We start from the raw sequence: 25,265 nt of genomic DNA, 5'->3' as shown, positions 1-25,265 counted from the left end.
CCGATGTTCCAGCTACGTACGCCGAAGCGGAGCCGGAGCAGTGCCAGGTCCGTCGCGACCTGGTACCGCTCCGGCGGGCTCAGCAGCATCTTCTTCGCCCTGCCCCTGGTGCTGATCTTCCTGTACTTCTCCTGGGGACCGATCGTCCGCGGCCTGGTGCTCAGCTTCCAGAAGAACAACCTGGTCCTGCCCGCCGAGTGGGTCGGGATGTCGAACTTCAGTTACGTGCTGACCGATCCGCAGCTCCCGCAGGCGGCGCTCAACACGCTGTACTTCGCCTTCCTGGCACTGCTCTTCGGCTTCCCGGTGCCGCTGTTCCTGGCCGTGTTCATCAGTGAGCTGCGCAAGACCGGATGGCTCTACAACGTGTTCTCCTACTTGCCGGCCGTGGTCCCGCCGGTGGCCGCGATCCTGTTGTGGACGTTCTTCTACGACCCGAGTGGTGCGGGCGTCTTCAACTCGATCCTCGGCTGGTTCGGGATCGGGCCGTTCGCCTGGCTGAACTCGCAGACCCTGGCGATGCCGGCCATTGTGCTGGAGGCGACCTGGGCCGGCGCGGGCGCCACGTCGATCATCTACCTGGCGGCGCTGACCGGCGTACGCACGGAGTTGTACGAGGCGGCCGAGCTGGACGGCTCGGGGATCTGGAGCCGGGTCTGGCACGTCACCCTGCCGCAGATCCGCGGAATCATCCTGATCATGATGCTGCTGCAGCTGATCGGGACGTTCCAGGTGTTCACCGAGCCGTTCCTGTTCACCGGCGGCGGCCCGAACAACGCCACCATGACGGTCCTGCTGCTGATCTACCGGTACGCGTTCGTCAACGGAGACTTCGGCGCCGCGACCGCGCTCAGCGTGCTGCTCGCCGGGGTGCTGTGCGTGCTGTCGGTCGTCTACCACTTCGTCACTCGCCGCTGGAGTACCACATGAGCTACGAGCGCGGAATCATCTCGACCAAGGACCGGCAGCGCAGCGTGGTCCGCGTCGGCCTGCCGGCGATCCAGGTGCTGATCTTCATCGGTGTCCTGATCGCGGGCGTCGGCCCGCTGCTCTGGCTGCTCAAGTCCGGCGTCTCCACCAGCCAGGACATCCTGAGCGGCCCGATGCAGCTGTGGCCGTCGGGGATCCAGCTGAAGAACATCCCCGACGCCTGGAACCGGGTCCAGATCGGCGCCTACCTGGGCAACACCGCGTTCATTGCGATCGGCTCGATGATCTCGACGCTGTTCGTGTGTACGACGGGAGCCTTCGTACTGAGCATCCTGCGGCCGAAATGGGGACCGATCGTCACCGGAGCCGTCCTGGCTACGCTGTTCCTGCCTGGTGTCATCTCACTGGTCCCGCTGTACATGACTGTGCTGAAGATGCCGCTCCTCGGGATCAGCCTGCAGAACACGTTCTGGGCGGTCTGGCTGCCGTCGGCGGCCAGCGCGTTCAACGTCCTGGTGATGAAGCGGTACTTCGACTCGATCCCGCGCGAGCTGATCGAGGCCGCCCGGATAGATGGGGCGAGCAACCTGCGGTTGTTCACGGCGCTGATCCTGCCGCTGTCCAAGCCGATCGTCGGCGTCGTCGCACTACTGACGGTGATCGGGTCCTGGAAGGACTACCTCTGGCCGCTGCTCGTCCTGCCCGACCCGCGGCTGCAACCGATCTCGGTCGCCCTGCCACGGGTGCAGAAGACCACGGAGATCTCCCTGCAGATGAGTGCCCTGTTCCTCGCGGTTCTGATACCTGTCGTGTTGTTCTTGTTGTTCCAGAAGCAATTCCTGCGAGGCGTGGGGATGGCAGGGGGTATCAAAGAGTGAGTCCACTCAACGGCCGGCGGGTGCTGGTGACGGGGGCGGCCGGGCGGATCGGCCTGGCGACGGTTGAACACCTGAACGAGCTCGGGGCCCGGGTGACGGCGTTGACCAACGTCGAGCACCCGGACCTCAAGGCCGACCGCGTGCTGATCGGGGACACCCGGTCCGAGCCGGACGTCGCCCGGGCGCTCGAGGGCGCCGAGTACGTCGTCCACCTGGCGGCACTCGCTCACCCGTCGGCGGGTACGCCGTACGACGTCTACGCGATCAACGTGGTGTCGACGTTCAACGTGCTCGCCCAGGCCGGAGCGCTCGGGATCGAACGGGCCGTGATCGCGAGCAGCATCAACGCGACCGGGATCCCGTTCAACCCGCACGAGATCAAGCCGGCGTACTTCCCCTGGGACGAGAAGGCGCCGGCCGACGTCGGCGACCCGTACTCGCTGTCCAAGCAGAACGACGAGAACACCGCCAGAATGGCTTGGCGGCGCTGGGGGATCGATGTGGTCGCGTTCCGCTTCCCGCACGTGAACTCGGCCGAGGTGCTGCAGCGGCTGGCCGGCAACGCCCGGGAGACGCCGGCCGCCGGACTGCGGGAGGCCTGGAGCTACCTGGACACGCGGGACGCGGCGTACTCGATCGAGCTCGGGCTGACCGCGCCGGCGTCCGGGGCGCATACGTTCTTCGTCGCCGCGGGCACTACTCTCGCGCCGTACGCGACCGAGGACCTCCTCGACGCGTTCGCGCCGGACGTGCGGCGGTCGCGCCGGTTCATCGGCCGCGAGGTGCCGATCGACCTGACCGCCGTCCGGACCGTGCTCGGCTTCCAGGCCCGGCACGAACTCGACCTACCGACCCTTCCCCTGGAGCTCTGAATGCCCTCGAACTTCGACCAGCCGTGGCCCGTCCGGGACGACGTCCGGATCCGCGAGGTCAAGGCGATCGTGACCGCGCCGCAAGGCATCCCGCTGGTGGTGGTGAAGATCGACACCACCGAGCCCGGCTTGTACGGGCTCGGGTGCGCGACGTTCACCCAGCGGTGGAAGGCGGTCCAGACGTTCGTCGACGAGCATCTGGCCCGGCTGCTGGTCGGCCGCTACCCGGGTGACATCGGCGACCTGACCCGCCTCGCCGGGTACTCCGGCTACTGGCGTGGCGGACCGGTGACGAACAACGCGATCTCCGGCATCGACCAGGCCCTGTGGGACATCGCCGGCAAGCGGGCCGGCATGCCGGTCTACGAGCTGCTCGGCGGCAAGGTCCGCGCGGCGGCCGACACCTACATCCACGCCAGTGGCAAGACGATCGAGGAGACCCTCGACCACGCGCAGAAGCTGATTGCACAGGGCTGGCGGCACATCCGTCTGCAGGTCTCGACGCCTGGCGGCGGCGGGTACGGCGCTCCGCGGGTGCCGACCCTCTATCCGGACGCGCCGTACCACAACGGCTGGTCCGCGCGGGACTACCTGCGGACGACGCCGGAGCTGTTCGCGGAGGCGCGGCACGTGCTGCCGGACAACGTCGAGCTGCTGCACGACGTGCACTCCCGGCTCACGCCGAAGGATGCCGTGCTGCTGGCCCGGTCGCTCGAGCCGCACCGGCTGTTCTTCCTGGAAGACGTGCTGGCGCCCGAGCTCTGGGACCGGCTGCCTGAGGTGCGGGCGGCGTCGCCGGTGCCGCTGGCCGTCGGTGAGCTGACGACGTCCTTCGGTGACGCGGTCCGCCTGATCCGTGACGGCGGCGTCGACTTCATCCGGTCGCACGTGTCCGACATCGGCGGTCTCACGCCGGCCCGGAAGCTGGCCGATCTCGCCGAGATCTCCGGCGTCCGGACTGCGTGGCACGGGCCCGGTGACACCTCGCCGATCGGCGCGGCCGCGAACGTCGCCCTCGACGTCAGCTCCGTTGCCTTCGGCATCCAAGAGGGTCATCTCTACAACGAGGCGACGTACGAGGTGTTCCCCGGGACGCTGCGGATCGAGGATGGCTGGCTGCGTCCGAACGAGGCTCCCGGCTGGGGGATCGACCTCGACCTGGAGGCGGCGGCCCGTTATCCCGCGCAACTGTCCGGACACGACGAGTGGGCGGCCGGCGTACGACGCATCGACGGAGCGCTCGAAGCACCGTGATCAAGCACCTTCGGCAGTACGATCGCGGCTAATCGGGAAGAGCGGGGAGGTGGCGATGGACGACTCGGGTGAGGAATCGGAGCTGCGGCGCGCGGGCGCGAACCAGTACGACCTGGGGTCGTTCAACGAGGCGGTGATCATCGAGACGATCCGGCTGGCCGGGATCATCAGCCGGACCGAGATCTCCCGCCGGACCGGTCTCACCCAGCAGTCGGTGTCGCGGATCCTGCGCATCCTCCTGCAGCAGGGGCTGCTCGTCGAGGAAGCGCAGGAGCGCGCCGAACGCCTCGGCAAGCCACGCACCCCGGTGCGGCTGCGCTCGAACGCGGCCCACGCGGTCGGCATCCACATCGACCCCGAACTGCTGACCGTCGCGGTGGTCGACCTCGACGGCACGATCGTGCGCCGGGAGACCGTGGACCTGGCCGACGATCTGGAGGCGACCAAACTGGTCGACCTGGCCGCCGCGACCGTCACCGCGGCGCTCAGCATCAGCCAGATCGACCTCGCCTCGATGCTCGGCGTCGGCGTCGCCGTACCGGGGCCGATCGACGCGGACGGCTCGCTGCTCGCGCTCCCGCTGCAGCCGGCCTGGCGTGGTCTGAAGATCCGCCAGTTGCTGCAGGAGAAGCTCAACCATCCGGTCCTGGTCGAGAAGGACGGTACGGCGGCCGCGATCGGTGAGCGCTGGATCGGCCGCTCGGCCCGCTCCCGCGACTTCGCCTACCTCTACCTCGGCACGGGCGTCGGCAGCGGCCTGATCCTGAACGGTTCGGTCTACCGCGGCGGTACGGCGAACGCCGGCGAGTTCGGCCAGATCGCAGCACTGCGGATGGGGGAGTGGACTCCCGAGGACGGTCCGCGGATGGTGCCCGAGTGCAACCCGACCGCCTCGCTGCCCGTGATCGCCGCCGACTTCGGGTACGTCGAGACCGACCCGAGCGCGACCGACGAGGCGAAGCGCTACAAGGCCGTCTGCAAGGCGGCCTCGGACGGGGACGCGGCAGCCGTCAAGGCGGTCACCCAGGTCGCGCGGGTGATCGGGCAAGGGGCGGTCGGCCTGGTCGACCTGCTGGACATCGACCTCGTCGTACTGGGCGGACCCGCGTTCGGGAAGGAGATCTCGGAGATCTTCCTGACCGAGATCGGCCGCGCGGTGAACGCGCATCCGGTCGCCCGCGAGACCCGGCCGGTCGTGGTCGAGGAGTCGATGCTGCAGACCGACGCAGCCGCGGTCGGCGCCGCGTCGACGATCTTCCACGACGCCTTCACGCCCCGGGTCAGCGGATCCTCCCAAGCACGTAGGCTGCCCAAGTGATCGAATCCCGCCCGCTGACGACCGACGTTCAGCTCCGCATCGCCACCCTCGACGACGCCGCCGCGCTGGCCGACGAACAGATCCGCAGCAGACAACACCTCCGGCCCTGGGAGCCCGAACGGGTGGAGAAGTGGTTCACTCCGGCCGGACAGGCGGAGCGGTTGACCTACCAGCTCGAGCGATACAAGAACGGGCAGGTCGTGCCGTGGGTGCTCGACGCCGGCGACCGACTCGTCGGCCAGATCACCCTGAGCGACCTCGTGCCCGGACCGTTCCGCAGCGCGAGCCTCGGCTATTGGCTCGCCGTCGACGTGCTCGGCCGGGGTCTGGCGACCCGCGCGGTCGAGGCGGTAGCGGAGATCGCCGACGCCGAGCTCAAACTGCACCGCATCGAGGCGAGCACGCTGACCGGCAACACCGCGTCGCAGCGCGTCCTCGAGCGCACGGGCTTCCGGCAGATCGGCACGGCGCCGACGTACCTGCACATCGACGGGTACTGGCAGGACTGCAACCTCTACCAGCGCATCCTCAACGACCGCGCGCCCGGCGCCTGACGACCGTGTTGCGTCCGAAGAAGTGTGGGTCATAGCCCTCACTTCTTCGGACGCAACGGCCTAGTTCGGTGGGAGGCGGATCCCGCGGGAGACGTCCACGTCGTCGTAGCGGCCTTCCAGTACGTCGATGAACTTGACCGGACGCTGCAGGGTCGACGCGATGTAGACCGCTCGGACCGTGGCCAGGGCGTCGATCGCGTCGTGGACGGTGATCGCCGGCTGCTGACCGTCGGCGATCGCTGACAGGATGTCGTCGTACTGCGCCTTGTGGCCGCCGGGCGGACCGACGTCGATCGGGGCGTCGTCCTTCGCACCGTCGACGTTCAGGCGGCTGAGCAGATCGTCCTCCACCTCGGCGCCACCCGCGGTGCCGTGCACCGACAGCCGCGTCCGGCCACCCGGGAAGGCCGCGGTCGTCGCGTGCAGGGTGCCGACGGCACCGGACTCGAAGGTGATCGTCGCGACCACGGTGTCCTCGACCTCGATCGCGTGATGCGCCGCCCGCAGTGCCTGGGCCTGGATGTTCACCGGTCGGCCCATGAACCACAGCATCAGGTCGACGGTGTGCACACCCTGGTTCATCAGCGCGCCGCCGCCGTCCAGTTCCCAGGTACCGCGCCAGCCGGCGGAGGCGTAGTACTCGTCGCTGCGCCACCAGGCAACCGTCGCGACCGAGGACGTGAGCTCGCCGAACCGGCCGGCGTCGATCGCCTGCTTGATCGCCGCGCTGCCCGCGTCGAACCGGTGCTGGCTGATCACGGAGGAGAGAACACCCTGGTTCCCCGCCCGGGTGGCCGCCGCGCCGAGGCGACGGGCCCGGGTCAGATCGACGTCGATCGGCTTCTCGATGACGACGTGCTTCTTCTCGTTCAGCGCCTGCTCGGCCAGCTCGGCGTGGGTCCCGCTCGGGGTGCAGATCGCGACCAGCGTGATGTCCGATCCACTCAGCGCACCGGCCAGATCGTCGTACAGCTTCGGTTCGGGCCGGCCCGCCTCCGTCAGCCGCGCCGCCAGCGCCTCCCGCGCGCCGGCGTCGATGTCGACGAGGGCGGTCACGGTCGCATCCGGCCGTGCCGCGATCGTGTCCGCGTGGGTGCGGCCGATGATGCCGCAGCCCACGATCGCGACCTGCTGCTGGTGTGTGTCAGCCATCTCGCTCCTACTTCGCCTGGAAGTTCGCGGTCAGAACCTGGTCCGTGCTGACGGTAAAGGTGTACGACGGCTCGGTCGAGACCACCGTCCCGTTGACGGTCCAGTTCTGGAAAACGCTATCCGATGTTGGCGTCGCCGTCACGATGACCTGCGCGCCGACTTCGTAGGTGCCGGGTTCGGATTCGTTGCCGCTGATCTTCGCGGTGCCATCACCACTGACCTTCACTGAGACGCTGCGCTGGACGACGTTGATCACCATCACGTTGCGTAGCGTGGCGGGGCCGCTGAGGGTGGCGCCGTTGTACCGGGCGAGGTTGGTCGCCTCGACGTCGCCGTTGACCACCTTCACGGTATGACCGTCGGTGCCGAGGTTGTCCGTGCCCAGGTTGAACGCGTCCACCTGACCGGAGTTCACCACGAGCCCGTCGTGGAAGCCGTACGCGAAGACATTGAGCAAGGTGAGTCCGCGGGCGCCGTCGACGGTGACGATCTTGGCGGTCTTGCGCATGTACTTGTCGATGACGAGCTCGAAGATGCTGCCCTCGTTCATCCAGTACGGCTGCTGGTAGCCGACCCGGGTCACCGCGTTTCCGTTCGACAGCACGCCCTCGATCCGGCCGTCGCGGCCCGGGCCGATCGCGATCGCGTGGTCGAAGAACGCGCCGGCGACCTTGCGGACCACGACGTCGTCACCACTGAGGTCGATCCCGTTCCACGCGTTCGGGAAGCCGGCGTTGATGACGTAGTTGCCACCGGCGTGCCCGCGGACGGCGTACGGGTACGGTACGACGCCGTCCGCCGAGCCGGGGTTGTTCTCGGGGTAGAACACCCGCAGCCCACGGACGCCCGCACGGTTCTGCAGGGTGAGCAGCGCTGTCTCGGTGTTCTTCTCGAAAGCCTGCAGAACGGTCCCACCACTTGCGCCGCCCTGGTCCCGGTTCGGCACCGCGGACGCGCCGCGCAACTCGACCTTCGCGGGGACGGTGAGATGCGTGCCGATCCGGTACCACCCGGCGGGCAGATAGACGATGCCGCCGCCGTCGCGCCCCGCCTTGTCCAGCACCTTCTGTACGGCGCTCGTCGCGTCGGCGGCCGGGAGATATCCGACTCCGTGCGCCGCGTCGACGACGTACAGCGACTGCTTCGGCTTGGGCAGCGGCTTGGTCTGGTACGTCGGTGCCGTGCCGGACATCCGGTGCACGATCCCGTCGACGGCGCCGGTCAGCGAGGTGCCGGTGACCTTGACGTAGCCACGCGAGTTGTTCTGGATCGCGTGGTCACTGCCCTCGATCCGGCCGGCCGCGAGCGTCATACCCCACCGGTCGTCCATCACGTCGACGAGCAGGCCGGTCCCGGTCCGGCGGATGTCGGGTTCCAGGAAGCTGCCGGTGAACTGGGCCCGCTGGCCGGCGACCACATGGATGCCGACCGCGTAGTCGGCCAGTGAGATGCGGTGGAACTGATCCCACTCGAGGTCGCCGAGGACCAGGCCGGTGCCGTGCGCGCGGGTCCACGCGTCCAGCGCCGTACGGGCCGGTGGGTGGTAGGCGGCCGGAGCGGACGCCCAATAGGAGTTGCTGAAGGCAACGTTCTCCCAGGTGCCGACGTCGGCGCCGTTGTAAGCACGGGCACCCTCGAACAGCGCCGTACCGCTGATGTTGCGGATGGTGGTCGACTCGTGCACCTGGCCGGAGCTGGGGGCGTTGCCTTGGTCGTTCGGCATCGTGCTGACGCCGATGCCGCGGTACGAGTTGAGCATGGTGACGTCGGAGACGGTCGCCATCATGTAGTTCTCGTTGCCGATCCAGGCGCCGCCGGGGATCTCGAACGTGTAGTTGTACGGGACCGGGTCGGTCGCGTTCTGGTTCGGGTAGTACGTCGTGACGCCGAGGACGCCGGCGCTGCCACCGATCCGGAAGAGGCTCGGTCCGTCGTCCCCTGACGGCAGGTCGGCGATGACCACGGTGCCGTAGCCGGGCGCCTGGCCGTGATCACCGCGGAGCGTGCAGAACGCGTGCACCTCGATCGTGTCGGTCACCTTGTACTTGCCGGCCGGCAGCCAGATCGTGCCGCCGCCCGCGTCCTGGCAGGCGTAGATCGCCTGCTGGATCGCCTGGGTGGAATCACGCCGGCCGGTGCGGTCGGCGCCGTACTGGGTGGCGTCGAAGTCGGCGACGACGCCGTCCTCGGTCGGGCTGATCGTGTCGACCAGGCGCGGGTTCGGTGTCACGACCGGGGACTGCCGGAGCTCGAGTTCTTTGACGATGAAGGAGTCGGCTCCGGTCATCGCGACCCGGACGTATCGCGCGGAGGTGGTCGCGAATCGCGTCTTGCTGACCTGGTTGCCGCCTGGTGAGCCGATCCGGCCGACGCTGGTGAACTTGGTGCCGTCGTTCGAGACCTGGACGGTGTAGTCGGGGGAGTAGGCCTCGGCCCATTCGACGCGGACGTCGTTGACCGGTCGCGGCTTGCCGAGGTCGAGCTGCAGCCAGGAGTCGCCCGGGCCGCTGGTCCAGGCGGTGTTGTGGTTGCCGTCGTTGACGTTGGTGACCCCTGTGCCGCTGCTGGCGGTCGCCGTACCGGATCCGGCGAAGTTGGTGTTCACCGCCGACGCGGTGAACGCGTCCAGCTTGGCTTGCAGGTTCTGCAGTGCCGCCTTGACCTGTACGTCGGTCACGCCTGGCGTGGCCGCGACAGCGCGGGCGTCGTCGATCGCGGCGCGGAAGGTGGCGCGAGAGCCGACCGGGTACTGGCCGTCGCGGGTGCCTTCGCGGGCGGCCGTCTCAGTGCGCGCGGCCTGGTCGATCAGGTCGAGGAGGCCCTCGGTGACGTTGAGCGTGGTCGCGACCTTGGCGACGCGGACGGCGGCGACCTTGAGGTCGACCGAGCCGTCGCCGTTGTGGATGCGGAAGTCGCCGCCGTTGGAGCGGTTCGTCATCACCGCGTCGGGCAACGCGAAGGTGTATGTCTTCCACGTCTTGGTGTCGCCGTAGCGAACGACTTCGGAGTTCTTGAACTTCTCCGGGATCGTCTCGCCCGGGGAGTCGTAGTGCAGGCCGAACTGACCGTTGCCCTCGTCGAAGTAGTCGATGCTGATCAGCACCAGGCTGTGGTTGTCGTAGAGGTAGGTGTCGGCAACGTTCATGTAGAAGAAGTTCGTGCCTGGTGCCGGAGCGGTGTGATCGGTCTGCCAGTACGGCCGGCCGTCCTGCACTCCGGTCACGAGATGCGCCGCGTCGTCCCCGGCGCGCGGACTGATACCGCTCTGGATCGGCGACGCACCCAGCTGCACCGAGGCGCCCGCCGTGCTGATCCGGAGACCGGCGACGGTGATGTCGGCGCTCCCGAAGAGCCTCAGGTCGGCGTCGCCCAACCAGTTGGTGAACCCGATGTCGGTGAGCTCGAAGACGCCGGTCTTCCACTGGCCGGTGTTGGTCAGCTGGACGTCCGTCGTGTCCGCCTGCGGATTCGTCTTGGCGTCGTACTGCAGCTCGAGCGTGCCGGTACCGGCGTCGAGATAGGTCACCGTCACCAGGACGTCGTCGGTGCCGATCTCGTCGACGTAGTCACGGTCGACGTCGAACTCGAGGTAGCCGGTGTTCGCGGCCTGGTTGGTCTGCCAGTAGGTCCGGCCCTGTTCGGTGCCGGTTCGGAGCCCAGCGGGATCGTCGCCGGCCGCGGGCTTCACCCCGAGCGTGGTCGGCGTCGGTCCGAGATCGGTGCCGACCCCGCTCGGGTACATCGTGGCGGCGTGGGCCGTTGGTACGGCGATCACGCTCGAAAGAAGGAGAGCGGGGAGGACCCGCGCGAGCAGGCGTCTGGACATGCTGAAAACCTCCAGGTGGCGGGCCGGAGTACATGCGACAGCAGGTGCGCGGATAAGTTAAACCAAGCGTGTTACTTATTCAAGACCCGGCCTCCGGCGCAGCAGAACGGCCGGAACGGCCGCGATCACTGTGAACGCGATCGCCCAGGCGAAGCTGTGCGCGTAGGCGATCCGCGCGGTGTGGCCGGTCAGCTGGTCCTGCAGGACCACGGCCAGGGTGGCTGCGCCGAACGCACCGCCGAGCTGCTGCATGATCCGGGTCGTGCTGCTGGCGTCCGGGATCTGCCGCGGCTCCAGCTCCCGAAAGGCGCCGACCAACACGGCCAGGTTGACCGCACTGAGCCCCGCGCCACGCACGACGAGAGCGATCGCCAGCAGGACGTACGTCGTACCCGCGAAGGCGAACGGGATGGTGCCGATCGTGGTCAGCGCGATGCCTACGAGGACCATTGGGCGCGCGCCGAGCCGATCGGTGATGCCGCCGGCGGGGTGCCGAGCTGGAGGCCGTGCTGCTCGACGCCGCCTGGGACGAGCTGATGGAGTCCGGGTACGCACGGCTGACGATGGAGGCGGTCGCCGCGCGGGCCCACACCGGCAAGCAGGTGCTGTATCGGCGGTGGAGAAACCGGGCGGAGCTGGTGGTCGCGGCGATGCGGCATCGCACCGGCTCGATCGTCGAGGACATCCCCGACATGGGGAGCCTGCGTGATGACGTCCTCGCCGTACTGCGGCGGATGGCCGACCGGTTCGCATCGGTCGGGCCCGACATCGTCCACGGTCTGCTGGCCGAGGCGCCGGATCTGGATCCGGAGGTCTACAGCCGGATGTCGGGCGTGATGGCGACCATCGTCCAGCGGGCGGCGGCCCGCGGTGAGATCCCGACCGGGGACGTTCCCGCCCGGGTCCTCACCGCACCCACCAACCTGCTGCGCCACGAGATGGTGTTCGCCCGCGAGCCCGTCGCCGCCTCGACTCTCACGTCACTCGTCGACGACGTGTTCCTGCCGTTGGTCCGGACTACTTGAACGCGGGGAGGTTGCGGGTGACCCAGTCCGTGAAGGTCCGCGCGGGTCGGCCGAGCACCTTCTCCACGTCGGGGCTCACCTCTTGCTCGGCCGCGGTCGGCGTACCGAGTGCGCCGAGGGTGGCCTCAACGACCGGCTCGGGCATGTAGGCCAGCATCCGGCTGCGGGCCTCGTCGCGGCTGAGTTCGACGAACTGCACCGGCTCGCCGACAATCTGTGCGATCGCTTCGGCCTGCTGTCGCGGCGAGATCGCCACCGGTCCGGTCAGCGTGTAGACGTTGCCGGCGTGACTCTGGTCGCGGAGCGCAGCGGCGGCGACCTCGGCGATGTCGTCAGGATCGACGGCCGGCAGGGCGATGTCGGCGAACGGGGCCGCCATCAGCCGCTGGGTGCGGATCGACTCGGCCCACTGGAACGCGTTGCTGGCGAAGTTGCCAGGGCGCAGCATCGTCCAGCCGAGGCCGGACTGCGTGACCGCGTCCTCGATGTCCGACGGGTGCCGCTTGGTGCCGACGCCTTGCGAAGACAGCAGGACGACGCGCTCGACACCTGAGGCTTCGACGACCTCCATGACGTCCTTCATGTTGCCGTTGGCCAGGAACTCGGCGGCCGTCAGCAGGAAGACCGCCTTCGCGCCGTCGAGTGCGGGCTCGAGAGTCTTTGGCTGAGCCAGGTCGGCCTGCAGGCGCCGTACGCCGTTCGGTACGTCGCTCGGTACGTCGGAGATCCGGCGGGAAACTGCGGTGACCTGCTCGCCTGCGGCGGCCAGGGACTGGATGAGCGGGCGGCCGACGTTTCCGGTCGCTCCGGTGACCACGATCATGTTCTCTCCTCGTTCGGTTGATCTGACGAGGACGCTACTTACCGTGGGATAGTAGGTACCTAGAGGAAAGTATTGGCTGGGAGGCGGGTTTGTGAGCGAGAGCACAGCGGTGGATCCGGTGCAGGCCTGTCCGATCGCGCCGGTGGTGGATCTGGTGTTCAGCCGGTGGACGACGCCGATCCTGTGGACGCTGAACGAGTACGGCCGGCAGCGGTTCGTGGAGCTTCAGCGTCGGATCGGCGTGATCACGCCGAAGGTCCTGACGCAGCGGCTCCGGCAACTGGAGCGAGACGGACTGATCCTCCGCACGTACCACGCGGAGGTCCCGCCGCGCGTCGAGTACGAACTCAGCGACCTCGGCCGCAGCCTGGCCCCGCTGTTCCATTCACTCGCCGACTGGTCCCCCAACCTGACCAAGGTCGAGCAGGCCCGCAACCACTTCGACACCCACGAACCAGCCCACCGCCGCCCCTGAACCCCGCCCGGTCCCGGCCGCCCCGAACAGTCGAGGGGATCCCGTGGGTCGCCGGTTCCGCCCGACCACGTGCACCGATCAACCATCGACCCACCGCTGCAACGCTCGACCGGTGCACAAAGTCGGGCGAACGACAGCCCTCACCGACCGCCGCCGTACGGAGCAGCGTCGGGCCCGCACCACGTACACCGCGGCCGGACTTCGGACAGAAGCAGGCGTTGTCGACCAGTCCGTACGGCGGGGGCGCGAGCTGACGGACCTAGGACAAGGTGTCGGGACCTGCGATAGGTCATGAGGTGTTCCAGGCCCCGGCATGGTGTCCGCACTCCCGCCCTCCAGACGGCGCCGCACACGCCACTGGAAACCGCGCCGGAGATTGGCAGCGTCGATGCCGCCTGAAACCGCGCCGGAGATTGGCGGTGTCGATGCCGCGGTTGCGGGATCCGTGCGGGTGCGGACCTGAGACACTCACCAGCCCCCATCGTCAGCTCACCGCCGGCCCGGATCGGAGCGTGACCGGCCAGGACCGCGCCTGCCTGCTGAGTCTGCCAGCACCGCGGAATCGAGCCCGGACCCTGGCCGAACCGGCTTCGGCCACGGCAGAGATCGACTTTGTGCACCAGATCCGTACGCGGAGTCCGGTGCCGTACGGATCTGGTGCACAAAGTGACCGACCGAGGCCCAGCCGGGCGGGGGTAGCCAGGCAGCCGGGCGCCGGGTGGCGGCGAGCAGCGACGGGGCTGGCGCCGGGGTGTCGGCCGGGATGGGGTTGGTCGTCGGGTGGGGTCACGCAGGGCACCGTCCGCCACGGGGCGGTCTCGGTCATGCGCGCCCGCCCCATCGTCAAGGTGCGGATACACCGAGTAGGCGTCCCCGGGGCACCCACGGACGACAGGACAGCGGCCACCCCCTGGGATGCCCGCAGGGTCGGGTGGCGCGGGGTGGTCGGGGTGTGTGGAGCTCTCGGTTGCCGGGGATCGGGCAGTTCAGGCTCCCACGATCAGGCGTCCAGACCTCCGGGCCGTGGCCGGTGTCATCACGGCGTCCGCAAGCAGGCACACCTCCTCGAAGGTGCTGCTCCGGTGCTCGTCCCGGGAGCGCCGCCAGACGGCGCCGCCGCCGCACTCGGCTCGACCCCACCCGGACACCTCCGTTTACGGAGTCCGTTTCCGGTCAGGCGACGCCGACTAGTTGGCGAGCGGGGGAGTGGAGTTGGTCGAGGAGGGTGAAGAAGTGGGTGGCGGCGTCGGGGAGGCGGAGGAGGCCGGCTTCGTGGTGCCGCCAGCCGAAGAGGAGCTCGCCGTCGATGGTGCGTTCGTCGAGGGGTACGGCGTACCGGCTCAAGGCGACGCGGGTGGGCCCGGTCTGGGGGTGGTGGTCACCGCAGCCGCACTCGGCTGCGATGGTGATGGCGGTCAACGCGTCGGGGGAGTAGCGGCGCAGGCGCAGCGTCGTGCCGCGGGCGGTGAACCGGGCGATTGTTGCGTCGGGCAACTGAACGAGCAGCTCGACCGGGACGGCGTGCGAGCCGGAGAGCAGTCGGAGACCACGAGACGCGAGCAGATCGGCGAAGGCCGGGAGATTCATGCGAAGTCCCTGTGAGTGCTGTGTCGGCGGGCGGGCCACGGAAAGGGGCAGGGCCTCGTGCGCCGGAGACGGCGCGCGTCAGCGACAACAGCAACAACACAGCAGGATCTGCATGCCGAAGATCATGACAGACCTCCCCACGCGCGCCAAACACCGTCCGCCATCTGGGACAACTGTCCGTGATGTGTCAGCAAGCAGCCGCCGAGTCGTGGATCGGGGTCGCCGAACCGCCCGGGGGAACAGCCGCAATCCACGACTCGCCGAATCAGGAGCTTGTGCAGCACCTGAGTCAATCTAGCCAGCACGGGCTGACTCAGCGGCAACGTCGGCCAGTCGACACGGCGGGATGGCCGAGAGGCGATGGTCGCCGCGACGGGGTGGCCGAGGTCGACGGGAGGCCGAGTGGTGGATCAGTCGGCTTTCTTGCCGAACATGATCTCGTCCCAGCTCGGGACGCTGGCCCGCTTCGAGGCGCGGCGGGCCGGCTTCTTCTTGGGCTCGGCAGCTTCTTCCGTGGCGGTCGGCTCGGCCGATGCGGCCGGCGCCTCCGTATCGGGCTGCGGAACCGACGGCTCAGCGGCTGGGTCCACGGTCGGCTGCGCCGGCTCGGTGGGAGCGGCCGACCGGCGGTCTGCCGGGGCAGCGTCTGGGCGCTCGACGGTACGAGAGTCCGGTGCAGGGCGCTCGGCGGGGCCGCGGGACTCGGGGGCCTGGCGGACCGGGGCCGGGCCGCGGTCAGGGGTCGCTCGGCGTTCGGTGAAGGGGTTCTCGGGCGCGGCCGAGCGCTCCTCCGGGGGTGCGAACGTCGCGGTCTCTGCCGGGGGTTGCGCCGAACGCTCGACGGCGCGCACCGACGGCCGCAGCGCCGGCGGCTGATCGATCGGTACGTCGATCAGCGTCGGCTCGTCGTCCGGGTTCGGGACCGAGTGGACCCGGCGCGGACCACGCTCCTGGTCGCGCGTCTGCTCGCGGGAAACCGGGTGGTTCCGGCGGGGGAGGCTGACGGTGTCCTCGAAGCCGGCCTCGTAGCTGTCGGCACCGTGATCGGGAGCAACGGACAGGTCGATGTCGGCGACCGCGGTCAGCCGGCGCTCGCCCGGCTGATGCGTGGGTTGGATCGGAGGCGCCTGCACCTGGGCCTGCTCGCCGACCAGCCAGCGGGCCTCGTCGTCGTCGGGGACCGCGTACCGACCGGGAGCGTCGTACGCGAACATGGCGATCTTCTCGTCCTTCTGCTCCGCCTCGTCGTCGGCCTCGACGAAGTAGGAGACCCGGACCGCCCAGCGGCCGTCCTCGCGGCGCCACGCGTCCCACTCGGCCGACGCCGGGTCGACCTGGCGGGTGCGCAACCGGTCGGTCACCCAGGCGCCGAGGTTGCGCGCCGGGGCGTCGGCGCCACCCCGGCGACGGACGGACGCGCGCTGCGCCAAGCTGGCGATGTGGTCCCGCTCGGCCAGGACCGGGCCGGCGAACGCCATCACGCGTTCCATCGGCATCTGGGCGACGGCTGCGACCGCCTCGGGACTTTCGCCGGCGCGGATACGAGCCTGGATGTCTCGTGGGCGCAGCGCGCTCTCCATTTGAATCTCCAGCTGGCCGAGTCGGGCACGGTCGCCGCGGAGGGCCGCACGCAACCGGTCGTCGACCGGGATGGCGAACTCCTCACCCGTCTCTGCCATCGCCAGGATGACTTGCTTGCCATCCTGGCTCAGACCGACGAGCCTCGCCTCGCGCATTGCCTTTGTTCTCCTGTGCGGTTCTTGACAGTCTCTCCCGGGACGTACGGCCTGACCAAGACCGGCGCGCCGTGCCGCCCGGTCATTGTGGAGGTTACGTCACGAAATCACATCTTGCCTGGTCATCAGGGTCCTCCTGATCACACCAGCCACAGTAGTCACAACACGGTGTGACCGCGACTCACGTGTCAGCTGCCGAACGCCGAACGCACCGCAAGAGCACGCTTCAGGTCGTCCACACTGTCGCCGATCGACCGCCGGATTCCGGCCGCGACCGATTCGTCCGCGACCAGGTCGGCGGCCCGGTCGACGACCCGCTGCTCGACGGCGTACCGGGGGAACGCGAGCTTCGCGCTCTGCGCCACCACCCAGCCGGACCGCAGCTTCTCGGTGCCCGCGATCTCGGCGAAGTACCGGTCGACGTACGGCGCGGTGAGCTCGACCTGCGTGGGATGCCAGAACCCTTCACACGCGGCGTAAAGCTCGTAGTTCGCGATGTCGGCGTCGGTCATGATCTGCGTCCACGCCCGCTCCTTGGCCTGCACCGTCGGCAGCGAGGCCCGGCAGCGGACCGCATGGACGACGCCCTCCGACGAGGTGTCCCGCTCCAGCTCGGCGTCGATCTCCGCGTCCCCGATCGCACCGAGCCGCGCGAGCCGCCCGGTCACCAGCCAGCGCAGGTCCGCATCCATCGCGAGCCCTTCGGGTACGCCGTCATCCGCGAGCCAGCCCTTGAGCAGCTCGACGTCGTCGCTGAAGCGCGCCACCCCACGGGCCGCCGCGAGCTGCAGGCTCGAACCGGCCGGCGCGGTCTGGAGCCGGGCGGCGATCGCGTCGGCCAGCCGGCCGCGATACGGCTCGTATGGCAGGTAGACACCGAGCAGGTGGGTGTTGGCCCAGTTGAGCATCGTGCCGACCGCGATGTCGCTGGTCTCGGTCGGCAGCAACCCGAGCACGACCTCGAACCCGAGCTTCGGATCGAGCTCGGCTTCGGCGACCGAGTCCCGCAGGCTGTTCAGGACGACGGCCCGCGTCACGCCGTCCTCGATCTTCGGCAGCACCGACGGCAGGTTCGCCAGGCTCTCCGCGTCGAGCCGGATCTTGGCCCAGGTGTCGTCACCGGCGTCCGGGATCACGACCGCGAGCGACGGATCGAGGGCGACCTCCACCTCGTCCGCGTCCAGCAGTACGTCGACCGTCGTACCGCGACCGTCCGCGTCGTACCCGCCGACGGTCAGCTTGTGCGGCCGGGACGCCGGGTAGGCCGTGGGCACCGTGCGGTGCAGCTTGATGCCGGTCGCCGTCCGGGAGGCGCTGATGGTGTCGAGGCCCGGAGTGCGCAGCCAGTTCTGTGCCCATGTCTCGAGGTCGACGGCGCCGGCCTCGGTCCACTTGGTGACCAGATCGGCGAAGGTCGCGTTGCCGAACTCGTTCGCGCGGATGTGGGCGTTGACGCCGGCCAGGAAGACGTCGTCACCGAGGTAGGCGGCGAGCTGCTTGAGGACCGCCGCGCCCTTGGCGTAGGAGATGCCGTCGAAGTCGTCGAGGGAGGATGCTGCGTCCTTGACCGCGTCGGCGGCGACCGGGTGGGTGGAGGACCGCTGGTCGGCCTGCAGGCCCCACCACTTGCGGATGAAGGCGAAGTCGATCCAGTTGTCCTGGTAGTTCGTCGCGGCGGTCGAGACCCGGTGGGCCATGTACTCCGCGAAGGACTCGTTCAGCCAGAGGTCGTTCCACCACTTCATCGTCACGGTGTCGCCGAACCATTGGTGCGCCATCTCGTGGACGATCGTGCGGGCCCGGTTGCCGCGCTCGGCGTCGGTCGCCGCGGACCGGAACACCATCGAGTCGCGGAAGGTCACGCAGCCCGGGTTCTCCATCGCGCCGGCGTTGAACTCCGGCACGAACGCCTGGTGGTACTCACCGAACGGGTACCGGTAACCGAACATCCGGTGGTACTCGTCGAAGGACTGCTTGGTGACCGTGAACATGTCCTCGGCCTCACGGTCGAGCGCGTCCTTCAGCGACTGCCGCGACACCACGCTGAGCGGGATGCCGTCGTGGGAGTCGGTGATCTGGTGGTACGGCCCGGCCACCACGGTGACGAAGTACGTCGACAGCGGCAGCGTCTCGGCGAGCTCCCAGCGGCCGGGGGAGACCTGGGTGGCGGCCCCGTTGCCGAGCACCAGCCACTCCGGCGGCGCGGTGACCTTCATCCGGTACGGCGCCTTGAGGTCGGGCTGGTCGAAGCACGCGAAGATCCGCGGCGCGGCGTCGAGGAACGACATCGCGTAGGTGTAGACGAGACCGTCGGCGGCATCGACCGCACGATGCAGTCCCTCGCCGTCGTGGGAGTACAGCATCGACGCGACCACGACCAGTTCGTTCTCCGGCTGCAGGTCGGTCAGCTCGAGCCGTCCGTCGTTCAGGCCGGCCACGTCGACCGCCGTACCGTTCAGCGTGACCGAGGTCAGCTCGTCCGGTTTGACGTCCAGCCAGGTTGTCGGACTCGAGGCCGTGAACCTGATCGTGGTGGTGGATCCGAACGTTCGCTCGCCCTGGGTGAGGTCGAGGTCGACGTCGTACGACTGGACGGAAAGCGCGGCGGCCCGAGTGCGGGCCCCGTCGACGGTGAGACTCGGCATGTCGGCAACTCTATGCCGTGATTAGGGTGAGCACATGAGCGAGATGGAGTACCGGCAGCTGGGCGACTCTGGGCTTACCGTCAGCACGGTCGGGCTGGGGTGCAACAACTTCGGGCGGCGGCTGGATGCGGCCCGGACCGACGCGGTGGTGAACGCCGCGGTCGACGCGGGGATCACGCTGTTCGACACCGCGGACGTCTATCACGGCGAGCACGGGTTCAGCGAGGAACTGCTCGGCAAGGCGCTCGGGGACCGCCGCGACGAGGTGGTCATCGCGACCAAGTTCGGCGGCGACATGCACGGGGCGAACGGGCCGGACTGGGGTGTCCGCGGCTCCCGCCGGTACATCCGCAAGGCGGTCGAGTCGAGCCTGCAGCGGCTCGGCACCGACTGGATCGACCTCTACCAGCTGCATGTCCCGGACCCGGTCACGCCGATCGAGGAGACCCTCGCCGCGCTGACCGAGCTCGTTGCCGAGGGCAAGGTCCGGTACATCGGCAGCTCGCAGTTCGCGGCCTGGCAGGTGGTCGACGCGGACTGGGCCGCGCGGACCGCGGGGCTGGAGCACTTCGTCAGCGCGCAGAACCGGTACTCCCTGCTCGACCGCGAGGTCGAGGACGAGTTGGCGCCCGCCTGCGAGCACCTCGGTCTCGGCATCCTGCCGTTCTTCCCGCTGTCCTCGGGCCTGCTCACCGGCAAGTACAAGCGCGGCGAGACGCCTCCGGACGGCACCCGCCTGGCGACCCAGCCGGACCGGCTGGCCAACGCGGACTTCGACAAGATCGAGGCCCTCGAGACGTTCGCGGCCGAGCGGGACCTGAGCCTGATCGACGTCGCGATCGGCGGCCTGGCCGCGCAGCCGGCGGTCGCCTCGGTGATCGCCGGCGCCACCACGCCCGAGCAGATCGCACAGAACGTCGCAGCCGGCCTGTGGGACCCGACCGCATCCGACCTGGCCGCGCTCGACGAGCTCACGTGACGCTGATTGTTCTGCCGCCGTCGGAGGGCAAGAGCGGGCGATCCCGCGGGCGCGCCGTCGACCAGTCGACGCTGTCGTTTCCCGATCTCAATCCCGTCCGTGAGCAGGTCCTCGAGACGCTGGCGAAGGTCTCCGCTTCCTCCGACGCGTACGACGTCCTCGGGGTCGGCGCATCACTGCAGCACGAGGTGGACCGGAACACGCGCTGGCGCACCGAGCCGGCCGTACCGGTGGCGGAGCTGTATTCCGGCGTGCTGTACGACGCGCTCGGCTACGCGACCTTGTCAGCAGGAAGCAAGCGGCGTGCAGGGAACCGTCTGCTCGTGGTGTCCGCCGCGTGGGGGGCGCTGCGGATGGCCGATCGCGTCCCGCCGTACCGGTTGTCCATGGGTACGACTCTTCCCGGTCTCGGGCCGCTCGCATCGGTGTGGCGCGACCCGCTCAACGCTGCCCTGGCCGAGGCCGACGGTGTGATCGTCGACTGCCGGTCGTCGACGTACGTCGCTGCCTGGCGACCCACTGGCGAGCGGGCAGCCAAGTGGGTCTCGGTGAATGTTGTGCGCGAGCGCGACGGCGTCCGCACGGTCGTGTCGCACAACGCGAAGCACACCCGCGGCCTGGTCGCGCGGCACCTGCTCGAGTCCGGCAAGGACCCCGGTACGCCGAAAGCCCTGCACAAGCTCGTGGCCGAGCGGTGGAGCGCCGAGCTCGATCGGGCCGCCGGTGGCTGGACGCTGACCGTGGTGGAGCACGACTGACCGTTCACATGGCTTTCACCGGTGAGTGGTTTCTCACCGCGCGTGACCGGGGAAGGCTTGAGGGCAGCACGTCAGGGGGGATCCGCCCTACCCTCGGAGGCCTGACCGATGCGACGTTCGATCATTGCTGCCATCACCACAGTCGCCGCGACCGCGGCGTGGACCCTCAGCGCCGGTCCGGCGCTGGCCTACCCACCGACCCCGCCGTCGGCCACGACAGCGGCCACCGAACTGGCGAGCCTCACCGTGAAGACGGAGGGCTCGACGAGCGGCTACAGCCGGGATCTCTTCCCGCATTGGATCACCCAGTCCGGCACCTGTGACACGCGCGAAGTGGTGCTGAAGCGCGACGGCACCGGTGTCACCGTCAACAGCAGCTGCCAGCCGACAGCAGGGAGCTGGTACAGCGTGTACGACGCCACCTGGGTGGCATCCTCCTCGTCCATCGACATCGACCACATCGTGCCGCTCGCCGAAGCATGGAAGTCCGGTGCGAACGCCTGGACCACCGCTCGCCGCCAGCAGTTCGCCAACGACCTGAGCATCGCGCAGCTGATCGCCGTGTCCGCGTCGAGCAACCGGTCCAAGGGCGACTCCGACCCGGCCTCCTGGAAGCCGACGAACACGTCGGTGCACTGCATCTACGCCCGCGAGTGGATCTGGGTGAAGTACACGTACGGTCTGTCGCTGCAATCGGCGGAGAAGACCGCTCTGCAGCAGATGCTCGGCACCTGCTGAGTCAGCCGGCCTGATTCAGTCGTCGAGAAGTTGGCGTCGCTGGGCGTGGATACCGGCCTGGAACCGGGTCCGCGCACCCAGCGCCTCCATCAACTCGGCCACTCGCCGTCCGACCGTACGACTACTCAGGCCGAGTTGCCGCGCGATCGCGTCGTCCTTGAAGCCGGCCGCGAGCAACGTCATCAGTCGCGCGTCCGTGGGGTCCGTCATGGGCGACGGTACGACGGGCACGGCCTGGTCCCAGAGCAGCGAGAACATCTCGATCAGCGCGTCCAGCAGCGCACAGGGATGAACGACGAGGGCACTGTCGACCAGCTGATCGACCGACAACGGCAGGAGTGCGATCTTCCGGTCGAACACAGCCAGTTTCATCGGGACCTGCGGATGGACCCGCGAGGTCTCGCCGGCGTCGGCCGCGCTGTAGGCCTCGTCGACGCCGCCCGGAACGTTGAGGGAGTCGGGAGAGTAGATGCCCTGGACAACCACACCCTCGTTGAGCAATCCGCGGACCCGGGGGTCGGTCTCGCCGGGACGGGAGGCGTACGGCGGCCGGTCGAGCACCAGCAACTGGTGACGTGTGCCGTTGAGCAACTGGGCGAAGCGGGCCGCGATCGCCTCTTGCCCGACGATCACCTCGACCAGATTCTCCGGGCGGTGCTGCTCCTGCGCCCGGACCTCGGAGAGCAGCACGCGAGCCTCGGCGCGTACCCGGTCGAGCTCGGCCCGCCGTACGGCGACCAGCGCGTCGACCGCGACATCCGGTCGGGTCGGCAGCAGCCGCACGGGGTGGTCCGCGGTGGTGGTCAGCAGGCCGAGCCGCTCGAGCCGCTCGACGGTCGTGGCGACTTCGCGCTCGTCGCGGTCGAGGTGTTTGGCGAGCTCGGCGATGGTGCAGCCGGGCGCCGACAACAGCACCCGATATGCCTCTTCGTCGGGTGGCTCCACCCCCACCGATTCCAGCATTCGATCAGGTTATCTCGTCTCCTGGAACCAGGTGGACTCCTTTTCGGTTGGTGGCGACTTCGCGCCATGTCCGGGATACGTCAGGGTTCCGTCAGGTGCGATTGGCCCCTGCTTGGGGTAATCCTGTCTCTGCCGGGCGCGCGCGGACCGGACAGGGGACGCCCGGTCAAGCCTCAACGCGCGCGCCCGCCCTGATCCTCGGATACACCCGCCAGATCATCCGCTGTGCGAGCAGGGTGAGCACGCCGGCGATGGTCATCCCGACGAGATTGATCCCGAGCTGCGCGGCGGCGCCCCCGATCTGGCCAGGTACCCAGAGCGCGAGACACAACGCGAGGTCGCCGGCGGCCGGCACCGTGGTCACCGAGATGAACACGCCGACCAACGCATTGGCCCGCCCGGCGGTCTGTGACAGCACCCCGGCACATCCGGCCAGTACGGCGACCACCACCGACCACCTGTCCGGCCGCCAGATGAAGCCGGTCAGGGGACGATCAGCGGTGACGTCGCCGACGTCGATCCATCCCACCGCCCGTGCGAGCAGCGCCGCGATCGTGGTCAGGGCGATCGCGAGCAGGAAGCCCCAGACCAGCAACCGGAGCGCTCGCCAGGTCAGCCCGGCGTTGCGCAGTGCCAGCCCGACCGCGATGGCGGCGACGACGCCGAACTCCGGACCCACCACCATCGCGCCGACGACGAGGATCGACGAGTCGGTGACGACGGCCACGGCGGCGATCATCGTCGCCAGCGTGAGGAAGGCGTAGTACACCCACGAACCGCTGGCCTCGGTGTAGGCCTGGTCGACGACCGCGTCCCAGATCACGGCGTCGTCGGGCGCGCCGAGTGCGGCCTTCTCGGTCGCGCGAGCGTTCCGCGACGGGGCTGCGTCGACCGCGCTCACCGCGACCGCGCCGTCGTCGTACAGGCCCTCGTGCTTCAGGAAGGTGAGGATGTCCGAGGTCGCCTCGCGCGTGACATCGCACTCGATCACGTCCCCTTCCGGCCGGTGTGCGGCACCTGGCAGGCGGACGACACTGGTCACCCGGGGGTCGGCGACGAGTTTGTCCAGGACGCGCTCGCTGCGATCCGAGGGAGCGATGAGTCGAAGATGCATCACGGCCCACATCCTCCCAGGCCACGCCGGGTGTTCCAGACGTCACTGTGTGCTGTCGCCGCGCCCGACCTTGGGCTGACACTTGGGGCGATGCGGCATCGTTGGGTTATGAGCTCCCAGACTCCGGCGCGGCGGACTGGGCGGTCCGTGGAGACCGCCCGGATCGCGAGTGGCGTGAAGCTGCTCGTCGCTCTGGTCGGCCTGATGTGGCTCAGCGAGGTGGTCGACACCGCGCTGCACGGGCGACTCGATCAGTACGGGATCATCGCCCGCGATCCGCAGGGCCTGGTCGGCATCATCACCGCGCCGTTCCTGCACCTCGGCTTCGGCCACCTGATCTCGAACACGCTGCCCCTGGTCACCCTCGGCCTGATCATCGCCGTCAGCGGCGCGCGCCGGCTGTTCGCGGTCACCGCGATGGTCGTCGTGATCGGCGGGTTCGGGACCTGGCTGATCTCCCCGCCGAACACGATCACGATCGGCGCCAGCGGCCTGGTCTTCGGGTACGCCGCCTACCTGATCACGCGGGGTCTGTTCAACCGGCGACTCGGCCAGGTGCTGATCGGCATCGTGGTCGTGGTGGTGTGGGGGAGTGCGCTGCTCGGCGGCCTGCTACCGCAGGACGGGATCTCTTGGCAGGGCCACCTGTTCGGCGGTATCGCCGGCATCCTGGCCGCATGGGTCCTGGCCGACGACAAGCCGAAGCGGTCTCCGGTCAGCTAAGCGTGGCGGGATCGGTGTTGGCCCCGCAGATCACGACGACCACCCGCTCGCCGGCCGCCGGTCGGTAGGCGCCGGACGTCAGCGCGGCGTACGCGGCCGCCGCACCGTGCTCGACGGCCAGGTGGTGGTCGTGCCACAGCTCATTGCGGGCGGCAATGATCGGCTCATCGTCGACGAGCAGCGAGCGCACGCCGTGCTGCCGCACCGCCGCGAACGCAAGCTCTCCCAGCCGACGGGCACCGAGCGAATCCGCCGCCACGCCGCCGACCGAACCATCGACGGGCCGGCCGGCCTCCAGAGCCCGATGGAGCGTCGGCGCCAGTACCGGCTCCACGCCGATGACGCGGGCGTTGTCGCCGATCGCCGTCGCGATGCCCGCGATGAGCCCGCCACCGCCAACCGCGATCAGGACCGTGTCGAAGCCATCCACCTGCTCGAGGAGCTCCAGCCCGACGGTGCCCTGACCGGCCACGACCTCCGGCTGGTCATAGGCGTGCACCAGCAACGCGCCCGAGCCGTCCCGCGCCTGGACGGCCGCCTGGTACGCCTCGGCGTACTCGCTGCCGACCTGGACGACGTCCGCCTCGAGCGTCCGGAGTTTGGAGAGCTTCGCGATCGGCGTCGTTTCCGGGACGAAGATGCGGGCCGGTACGCCGAGCTCCCGGGCCGCGTAGGCCGCGGCGAGACCCGCGTTGCCACCCGATGCTGCGACGATGCCCTGGCCGCTCAGTTCACCGCTCTCCTTCGCGGTGAGCAGCCGGTTGAACGCGCCACGTGGCTTGAAGGAGCCGGTGTGCTGCAACAACTCCAGCTTGAACGTGAGCCCGGGCGCCACCTCGATCACCGGAGTACGCCGTACCCGTCCGGCGATCCGCTCCGCCGCCGCCCGCACCTCGTCGAGACTTACTGTCATGC

The 25,265-nt window shown here is 69.2% G+C and carries 22 protein-coding genes; 12 read left to right on the top strand and 10 right to left on the bottom strand.

The features are described 5' to 3' along the window. Positions 1-3 precede the first annotated feature (3 nt). The 6 genes from OG555_RS35615 to OG555_RS35590 are packed head-to-tail and all read left to right on the top strand — an operon-like array spanning position 4 to position 5,806. On the top strand, positions 4-930 hold the full coding sequence (locus OG555_RS35615; RefSeq protein WP_329477260.1) for a carbohydrate ABC transporter permease: 927 nt from the start codon (positions 4-6) through the stop codon (positions 928-930). Next, positions 927-1,808, top strand: coding sequence for a carbohydrate ABC transporter permease (locus OG555_RS35610; RefSeq protein WP_329477258.1), 882 nt, complete (start codon positions 927-929; stop codon positions 1,806-1,808). Before OG555_RS35615 ends, OG555_RS35610 begins: the two co-directional genes overlap by 4 nt. Then, positions 1,805-2,680, top strand: a complete 876-nt coding sequence (locus tag OG555_RS35605; RefSeq protein ID WP_329477256.1) for an NAD-dependent epimerase/dehydratase family protein — start codon at positions 1,805-1,807, stop codon at positions 2,678-2,680. Before OG555_RS35610 ends, OG555_RS35605 begins: the two co-directional genes overlap by 4 nt. Next, positions 2,681-3,934, top strand: a complete 1,254-nt coding sequence (locus OG555_RS35600) for an enolase C-terminal domain-like protein (protein ID WP_329477254.1) — start codon at positions 2,681-2,683, stop codon at positions 3,932-3,934. A gap of 55 nt (positions 3,935-3,989) precedes the next feature. Then, a complete protein-coding gene (locus OG555_RS35595; protein ID WP_329477252.1) occupies positions 3,990-5,252 on the top strand; it encodes an ROK family transcriptional regulator in 1,263 nt (420 codons plus the stop codon). Beyond that, a complete protein-coding gene (locus tag OG555_RS35590) occupies positions 5,249-5,806 on the top strand; it encodes a GNAT family N-acetyltransferase (RefSeq protein ID WP_329477250.1) in 558 nt (185 codons plus the stop codon). The genes OG555_RS35595 and OG555_RS35590 overlap by 4 nt, the downstream gene beginning before the upstream one ends. 60 nt (positions 5,807-5,866) lie before the next feature. On the opposite strand, the gene OG555_RS35585 is transcribed toward OG555_RS35590, so the two are convergent. The 3 genes from OG555_RS35585 to OG555_RS35575 form a co-directional block, all read right to left on the bottom strand. Further along, positions 5,867-6,958, bottom strand: coding sequence for a Gfo/Idh/MocA family protein (locus OG555_RS35585; protein WP_329477248.1), 1,092 nt, complete (start codon positions 6,956-6,958; stop codon positions 5,867-5,869). 7 nt (positions 6,959-6,965) lie between these two features. Further along, on the bottom strand, positions 6,966-10,784 hold the full coding sequence (locus OG555_RS35580; RefSeq protein WP_329477246.1) for a discoidin domain-containing protein: 3,819 nt from the start codon (positions 10,782-10,784) through the stop codon (positions 6,966-6,968). A gap of 75 nt (positions 10,785-10,859) precedes the next feature. Further along, the gene (locus OG555_RS35575; RefSeq protein WP_329477244.1) at positions 10,860-11,234 is read right to left on the bottom strand and encodes a hypothetical protein; all 375 of its coding nucleotides are present in this window, start codon (positions 11,232-11,234) and stop codon (positions 10,860-10,862) included. A gap of 56 nt (positions 11,235-11,290) precedes the next feature. Here OG555_RS35575 and OG555_RS35570 point away from each other — a divergent pair, with 56 nt between their 5' ends. Next, positions 11,291-11,809: a TetR/AcrR family transcriptional regulator gene (locus OG555_RS35570; protein ID WP_329477242.1), complete on the top strand. Its 519-nt coding sequence runs from the start codon at positions 11,291-11,293 to the stop codon at positions 11,807-11,809. Here the strand turns inward: OG555_RS35570 and OG555_RS35565 are convergent. Beyond that, entirely contained in the window at positions 11,802-12,632 is an 831-nt protein-coding gene (locus OG555_RS35565) for an NAD(P)H-binding protein (RefSeq protein WP_329477240.1), read from the bottom strand. The genes OG555_RS35570 and OG555_RS35565 overlap by 8 nt on opposite strands. A gap of 91 nt (positions 12,633-12,723) precedes the next feature. On the opposite strand from OG555_RS35565, the gene OG555_RS35560 reads away from it, so the two are divergent. Continuing rightward, positions 12,724-13,107, top strand: coding sequence for a winged helix-turn-helix transcriptional regulator (locus tag OG555_RS35560; RefSeq protein WP_329477238.1), 384 nt, complete (start codon positions 12,724-12,726; stop codon positions 13,105-13,107). A gap of 1,173 nt (positions 13,108-14,280) precedes the next feature. Here the strand turns inward: OG555_RS35560 and OG555_RS35555 are convergent. The 3 genes from OG555_RS35555 to pepN form a co-directional block, all read right to left on the bottom strand. Next, entirely contained in the window at positions 14,281-14,694 is a 414-nt protein-coding gene (locus OG555_RS35555) for a hypothetical protein (protein WP_329477237.1), read from the bottom strand. 410 nt (positions 14,695-15,104) lie between these two features. Continuing rightward, on the bottom strand, positions 15,105-16,430 hold the full coding sequence (sepH, locus tag OG555_RS35550; RefSeq protein ID WP_329477235.1) for a septation protein SepH: 1,326 nt from the start codon (positions 16,428-16,430) through the stop codon (positions 15,105-15,107). Between the two features lie 188 nt (positions 16,431-16,618). Further along, positions 16,619-19,075, bottom strand: a complete 2,457-nt coding sequence (pepN, locus tag OG555_RS35545) for an aminopeptidase N (protein ID WP_329477233.1) — start codon at positions 19,073-19,075, stop codon at positions 16,619-16,621. Between the two features lie 34 nt (positions 19,076-19,109). Here pepN and OG555_RS35540 point away from each other — a divergent pair, with 34 nt between their 5' ends. The 3 genes from OG555_RS35540 (at position 19,110) to OG555_RS35530 (ending at position 21,550) form a co-directional block, all read left to right on the top strand. Next, positions 19,110-20,054 carry an aldo/keto reductase gene (locus tag OG555_RS35540; protein WP_329477230.1) on the top strand — a complete coding sequence of 315 codons (945 nt, stop codon included), beginning with the start codon at positions 19,110-19,112 and terminating at the stop codon, positions 20,052-20,054. Continuing rightward, positions 20,051-20,812: a YaaA family protein gene (locus tag OG555_RS35535; protein WP_329477228.1), complete on the top strand. Its 762-nt coding sequence runs from the start codon at positions 20,051-20,053 to the stop codon at positions 20,810-20,812. Before OG555_RS35540 ends, OG555_RS35535 begins: the two co-directional genes overlap by 4 nt. Positions 20,813-20,920: 108 nt before the next feature. After that, positions 20,921-21,550 (top strand): HNH endonuclease family protein, encoded by a 630-nt coding sequence (locus tag OG555_RS35530; RefSeq protein ID WP_329477226.1) that lies wholly within the window; start codon positions 20,921-20,923, stop codon positions 21,548-21,550. Positions 21,551-21,565: 15 nt separating this feature from the next. Here OG555_RS35530 and OG555_RS35525 read toward each other — a convergent pair whose 3' ends face one another. Both OG555_RS35525 and OG555_RS35520 read right to left on the bottom strand, forming a co-directional pair. Further along, positions 21,566-22,513 (bottom strand): helix-turn-helix transcriptional regulator, encoded by a 948-nt coding sequence (locus OG555_RS35525; RefSeq protein WP_329477224.1) that lies wholly within the window; start codon positions 22,511-22,513, stop codon positions 21,566-21,568. Between the two features lie 166 nt (positions 22,514-22,679). Beyond that, positions 22,680-23,627: a DUF389 domain-containing protein gene (locus OG555_RS35520; RefSeq protein WP_329477222.1), complete on the bottom strand. Its 948-nt coding sequence runs from the start codon at positions 23,625-23,627 to the stop codon at positions 22,680-22,682. A 108-nt stretch (positions 23,628-23,735) separates the two neighbouring features. On the opposite strand from OG555_RS35520, the gene OG555_RS35515 reads away from it, so the two are divergent. After that, positions 23,736-24,350 carry a rhomboid family intramembrane serine protease gene (locus OG555_RS35515; protein ID WP_329477220.1) on the top strand — a complete coding sequence of 205 codons (615 nt, stop codon included), beginning with the start codon at positions 23,736-23,738 and terminating at the stop codon, positions 24,348-24,350. Here the strand turns inward: OG555_RS35515 and OG555_RS35510 are convergent. Next, positions 24,343-25,263 (bottom strand): threonine/serine dehydratase, encoded by a 921-nt coding sequence (locus OG555_RS35510; protein WP_329477218.1) that lies wholly within the window; start codon positions 25,261-25,263, stop codon positions 24,343-24,345. The two genes, OG555_RS35515 and OG555_RS35510, sit on opposite strands and share 8 nt — an antisense overlap. Between the last annotated feature and the right edge of the window lie 2 nt (positions 25,264-25,265).

The organism is Kribbella sp. NBC_01484, assembly GCF_036227145.1.
Classification (GTDB): Bacteria; Actinomycetota; Actinomycetes; order Propionibacteriales; family Kribbellaceae; genus Kribbella.
This window is presented reverse-complemented; position numbering and strand designations above follow the sequence as displayed.

What these genes read in the sequence shown, in the direction of transcription:
- OG555_RS35615 (WP_329477260.1), top strand. Translation starts at nt 4, where the DNA reads ATGTTCCAGCTACGTACGCCGAAGCGGAGCCGGAGCAGTGCCAGGTCC.
- OG555_RS35610 (WP_329477258.1), top strand. Translation starts at nt 927, where the DNA reads ATGAGCTACGAGCGCGGAATCATCTCGACCAAGGACCGGCAGCGCAGC.
- OG555_RS35600 (WP_329477254.1), top strand. Translation starts at nt 2,681, where the DNA reads ATGCCCTCGAACTTCGACCAGCCGTGGCCCGTCCGGGACGACGTCCGG.
- OG555_RS35595 (WP_329477252.1), top strand. Translation starts at nt 3,990, where the DNA reads ATGGACGACTCGGGTGAGGAATCGGAGCTGCGGCGCGCGGGCGCGAAC.
- OG555_RS35585 (WP_329477248.1), bottom strand. Translation starts at nt 6,958, where the DNA reads ATGGCTGACACACACCAGCAGCAGGTCGCGATCGTGGGCTGCGGCATC.
- OG555_RS35580 (WP_329477246.1), bottom strand. Translation starts at nt 10,784, where the DNA reads ATGTCCAGACGCCTGCTCGCGCGGGTCCTCCCCGCTCTCCTTCTTTCG.
- OG555_RS35575 (WP_329477244.1), bottom strand. Translation starts at nt 11,234, where the DNA reads ATGGTCCTCGTAGGCATCGCGCTGACCACGATCGGCACCATCCCGTTC.
- OG555_RS35565 (WP_329477240.1), bottom strand. Translation starts at nt 12,632, where the DNA reads ATGATCGTGGTCACCGGAGCGACCGGAAACGTCGGCCGCCCGCTCATC.
- OG555_RS35555 (WP_329477237.1), bottom strand. Translation starts at nt 14,694, where the DNA reads ATGAATCTCCCGGCCTTCGCCGATCTGCTCGCGTCTCGTGGTCTCCGA.
- sepH (WP_329477235.1), bottom strand. Translation starts at nt 16,430, where the DNA reads ATGCGCGAGGCGAGGCTCGTCGGTCTGAGCCAGGATGGCAAGCAAGTC.
- pepN (WP_329477233.1), bottom strand. Translation starts at nt 19,075, where the DNA reads ATGCCGAGTCTCACCGTCGACGGGGCCCGCACTCGGGCCGCCGCGCTT.
- OG555_RS35540 (WP_329477230.1), top strand. Translation starts at nt 19,110, where the DNA reads ATGAGCGAGATGGAGTACCGGCAGCTGGGCGACTCTGGGCTTACCGTC.
- OG555_RS35530 (WP_329477226.1), top strand. Translation starts at nt 20,921, where the DNA reads ATGCGACGTTCGATCATTGCTGCCATCACCACAGTCGCCGCGACCGCG.
- OG555_RS35525 (WP_329477224.1), bottom strand. Translation starts at nt 22,513, where the DNA reads ATGCTGGAATCGGTGGGGGTGGAGCCACCCGACGAAGAGGCATATCGG.
- OG555_RS35520 (WP_329477222.1), bottom strand. Translation starts at nt 23,627, where the DNA reads ATGCATCTTCGACTCATCGCTCCCTCGGATCGCAGCGAGCGCGTCCTG.
- OG555_RS35515 (WP_329477220.1), top strand. Translation starts at nt 23,736, where the DNA reads ATGAGCTCCCAGACTCCGGCGCGGCGGACTGGGCGGTCCGTGGAGACC.
- OG555_RS35510 (WP_329477218.1), bottom strand. Translation starts at nt 25,263, where the DNA reads ATGACAGTAAGTCTCGACGAGGTGCGGGCGGCGGCGGAGCGGATCGCC.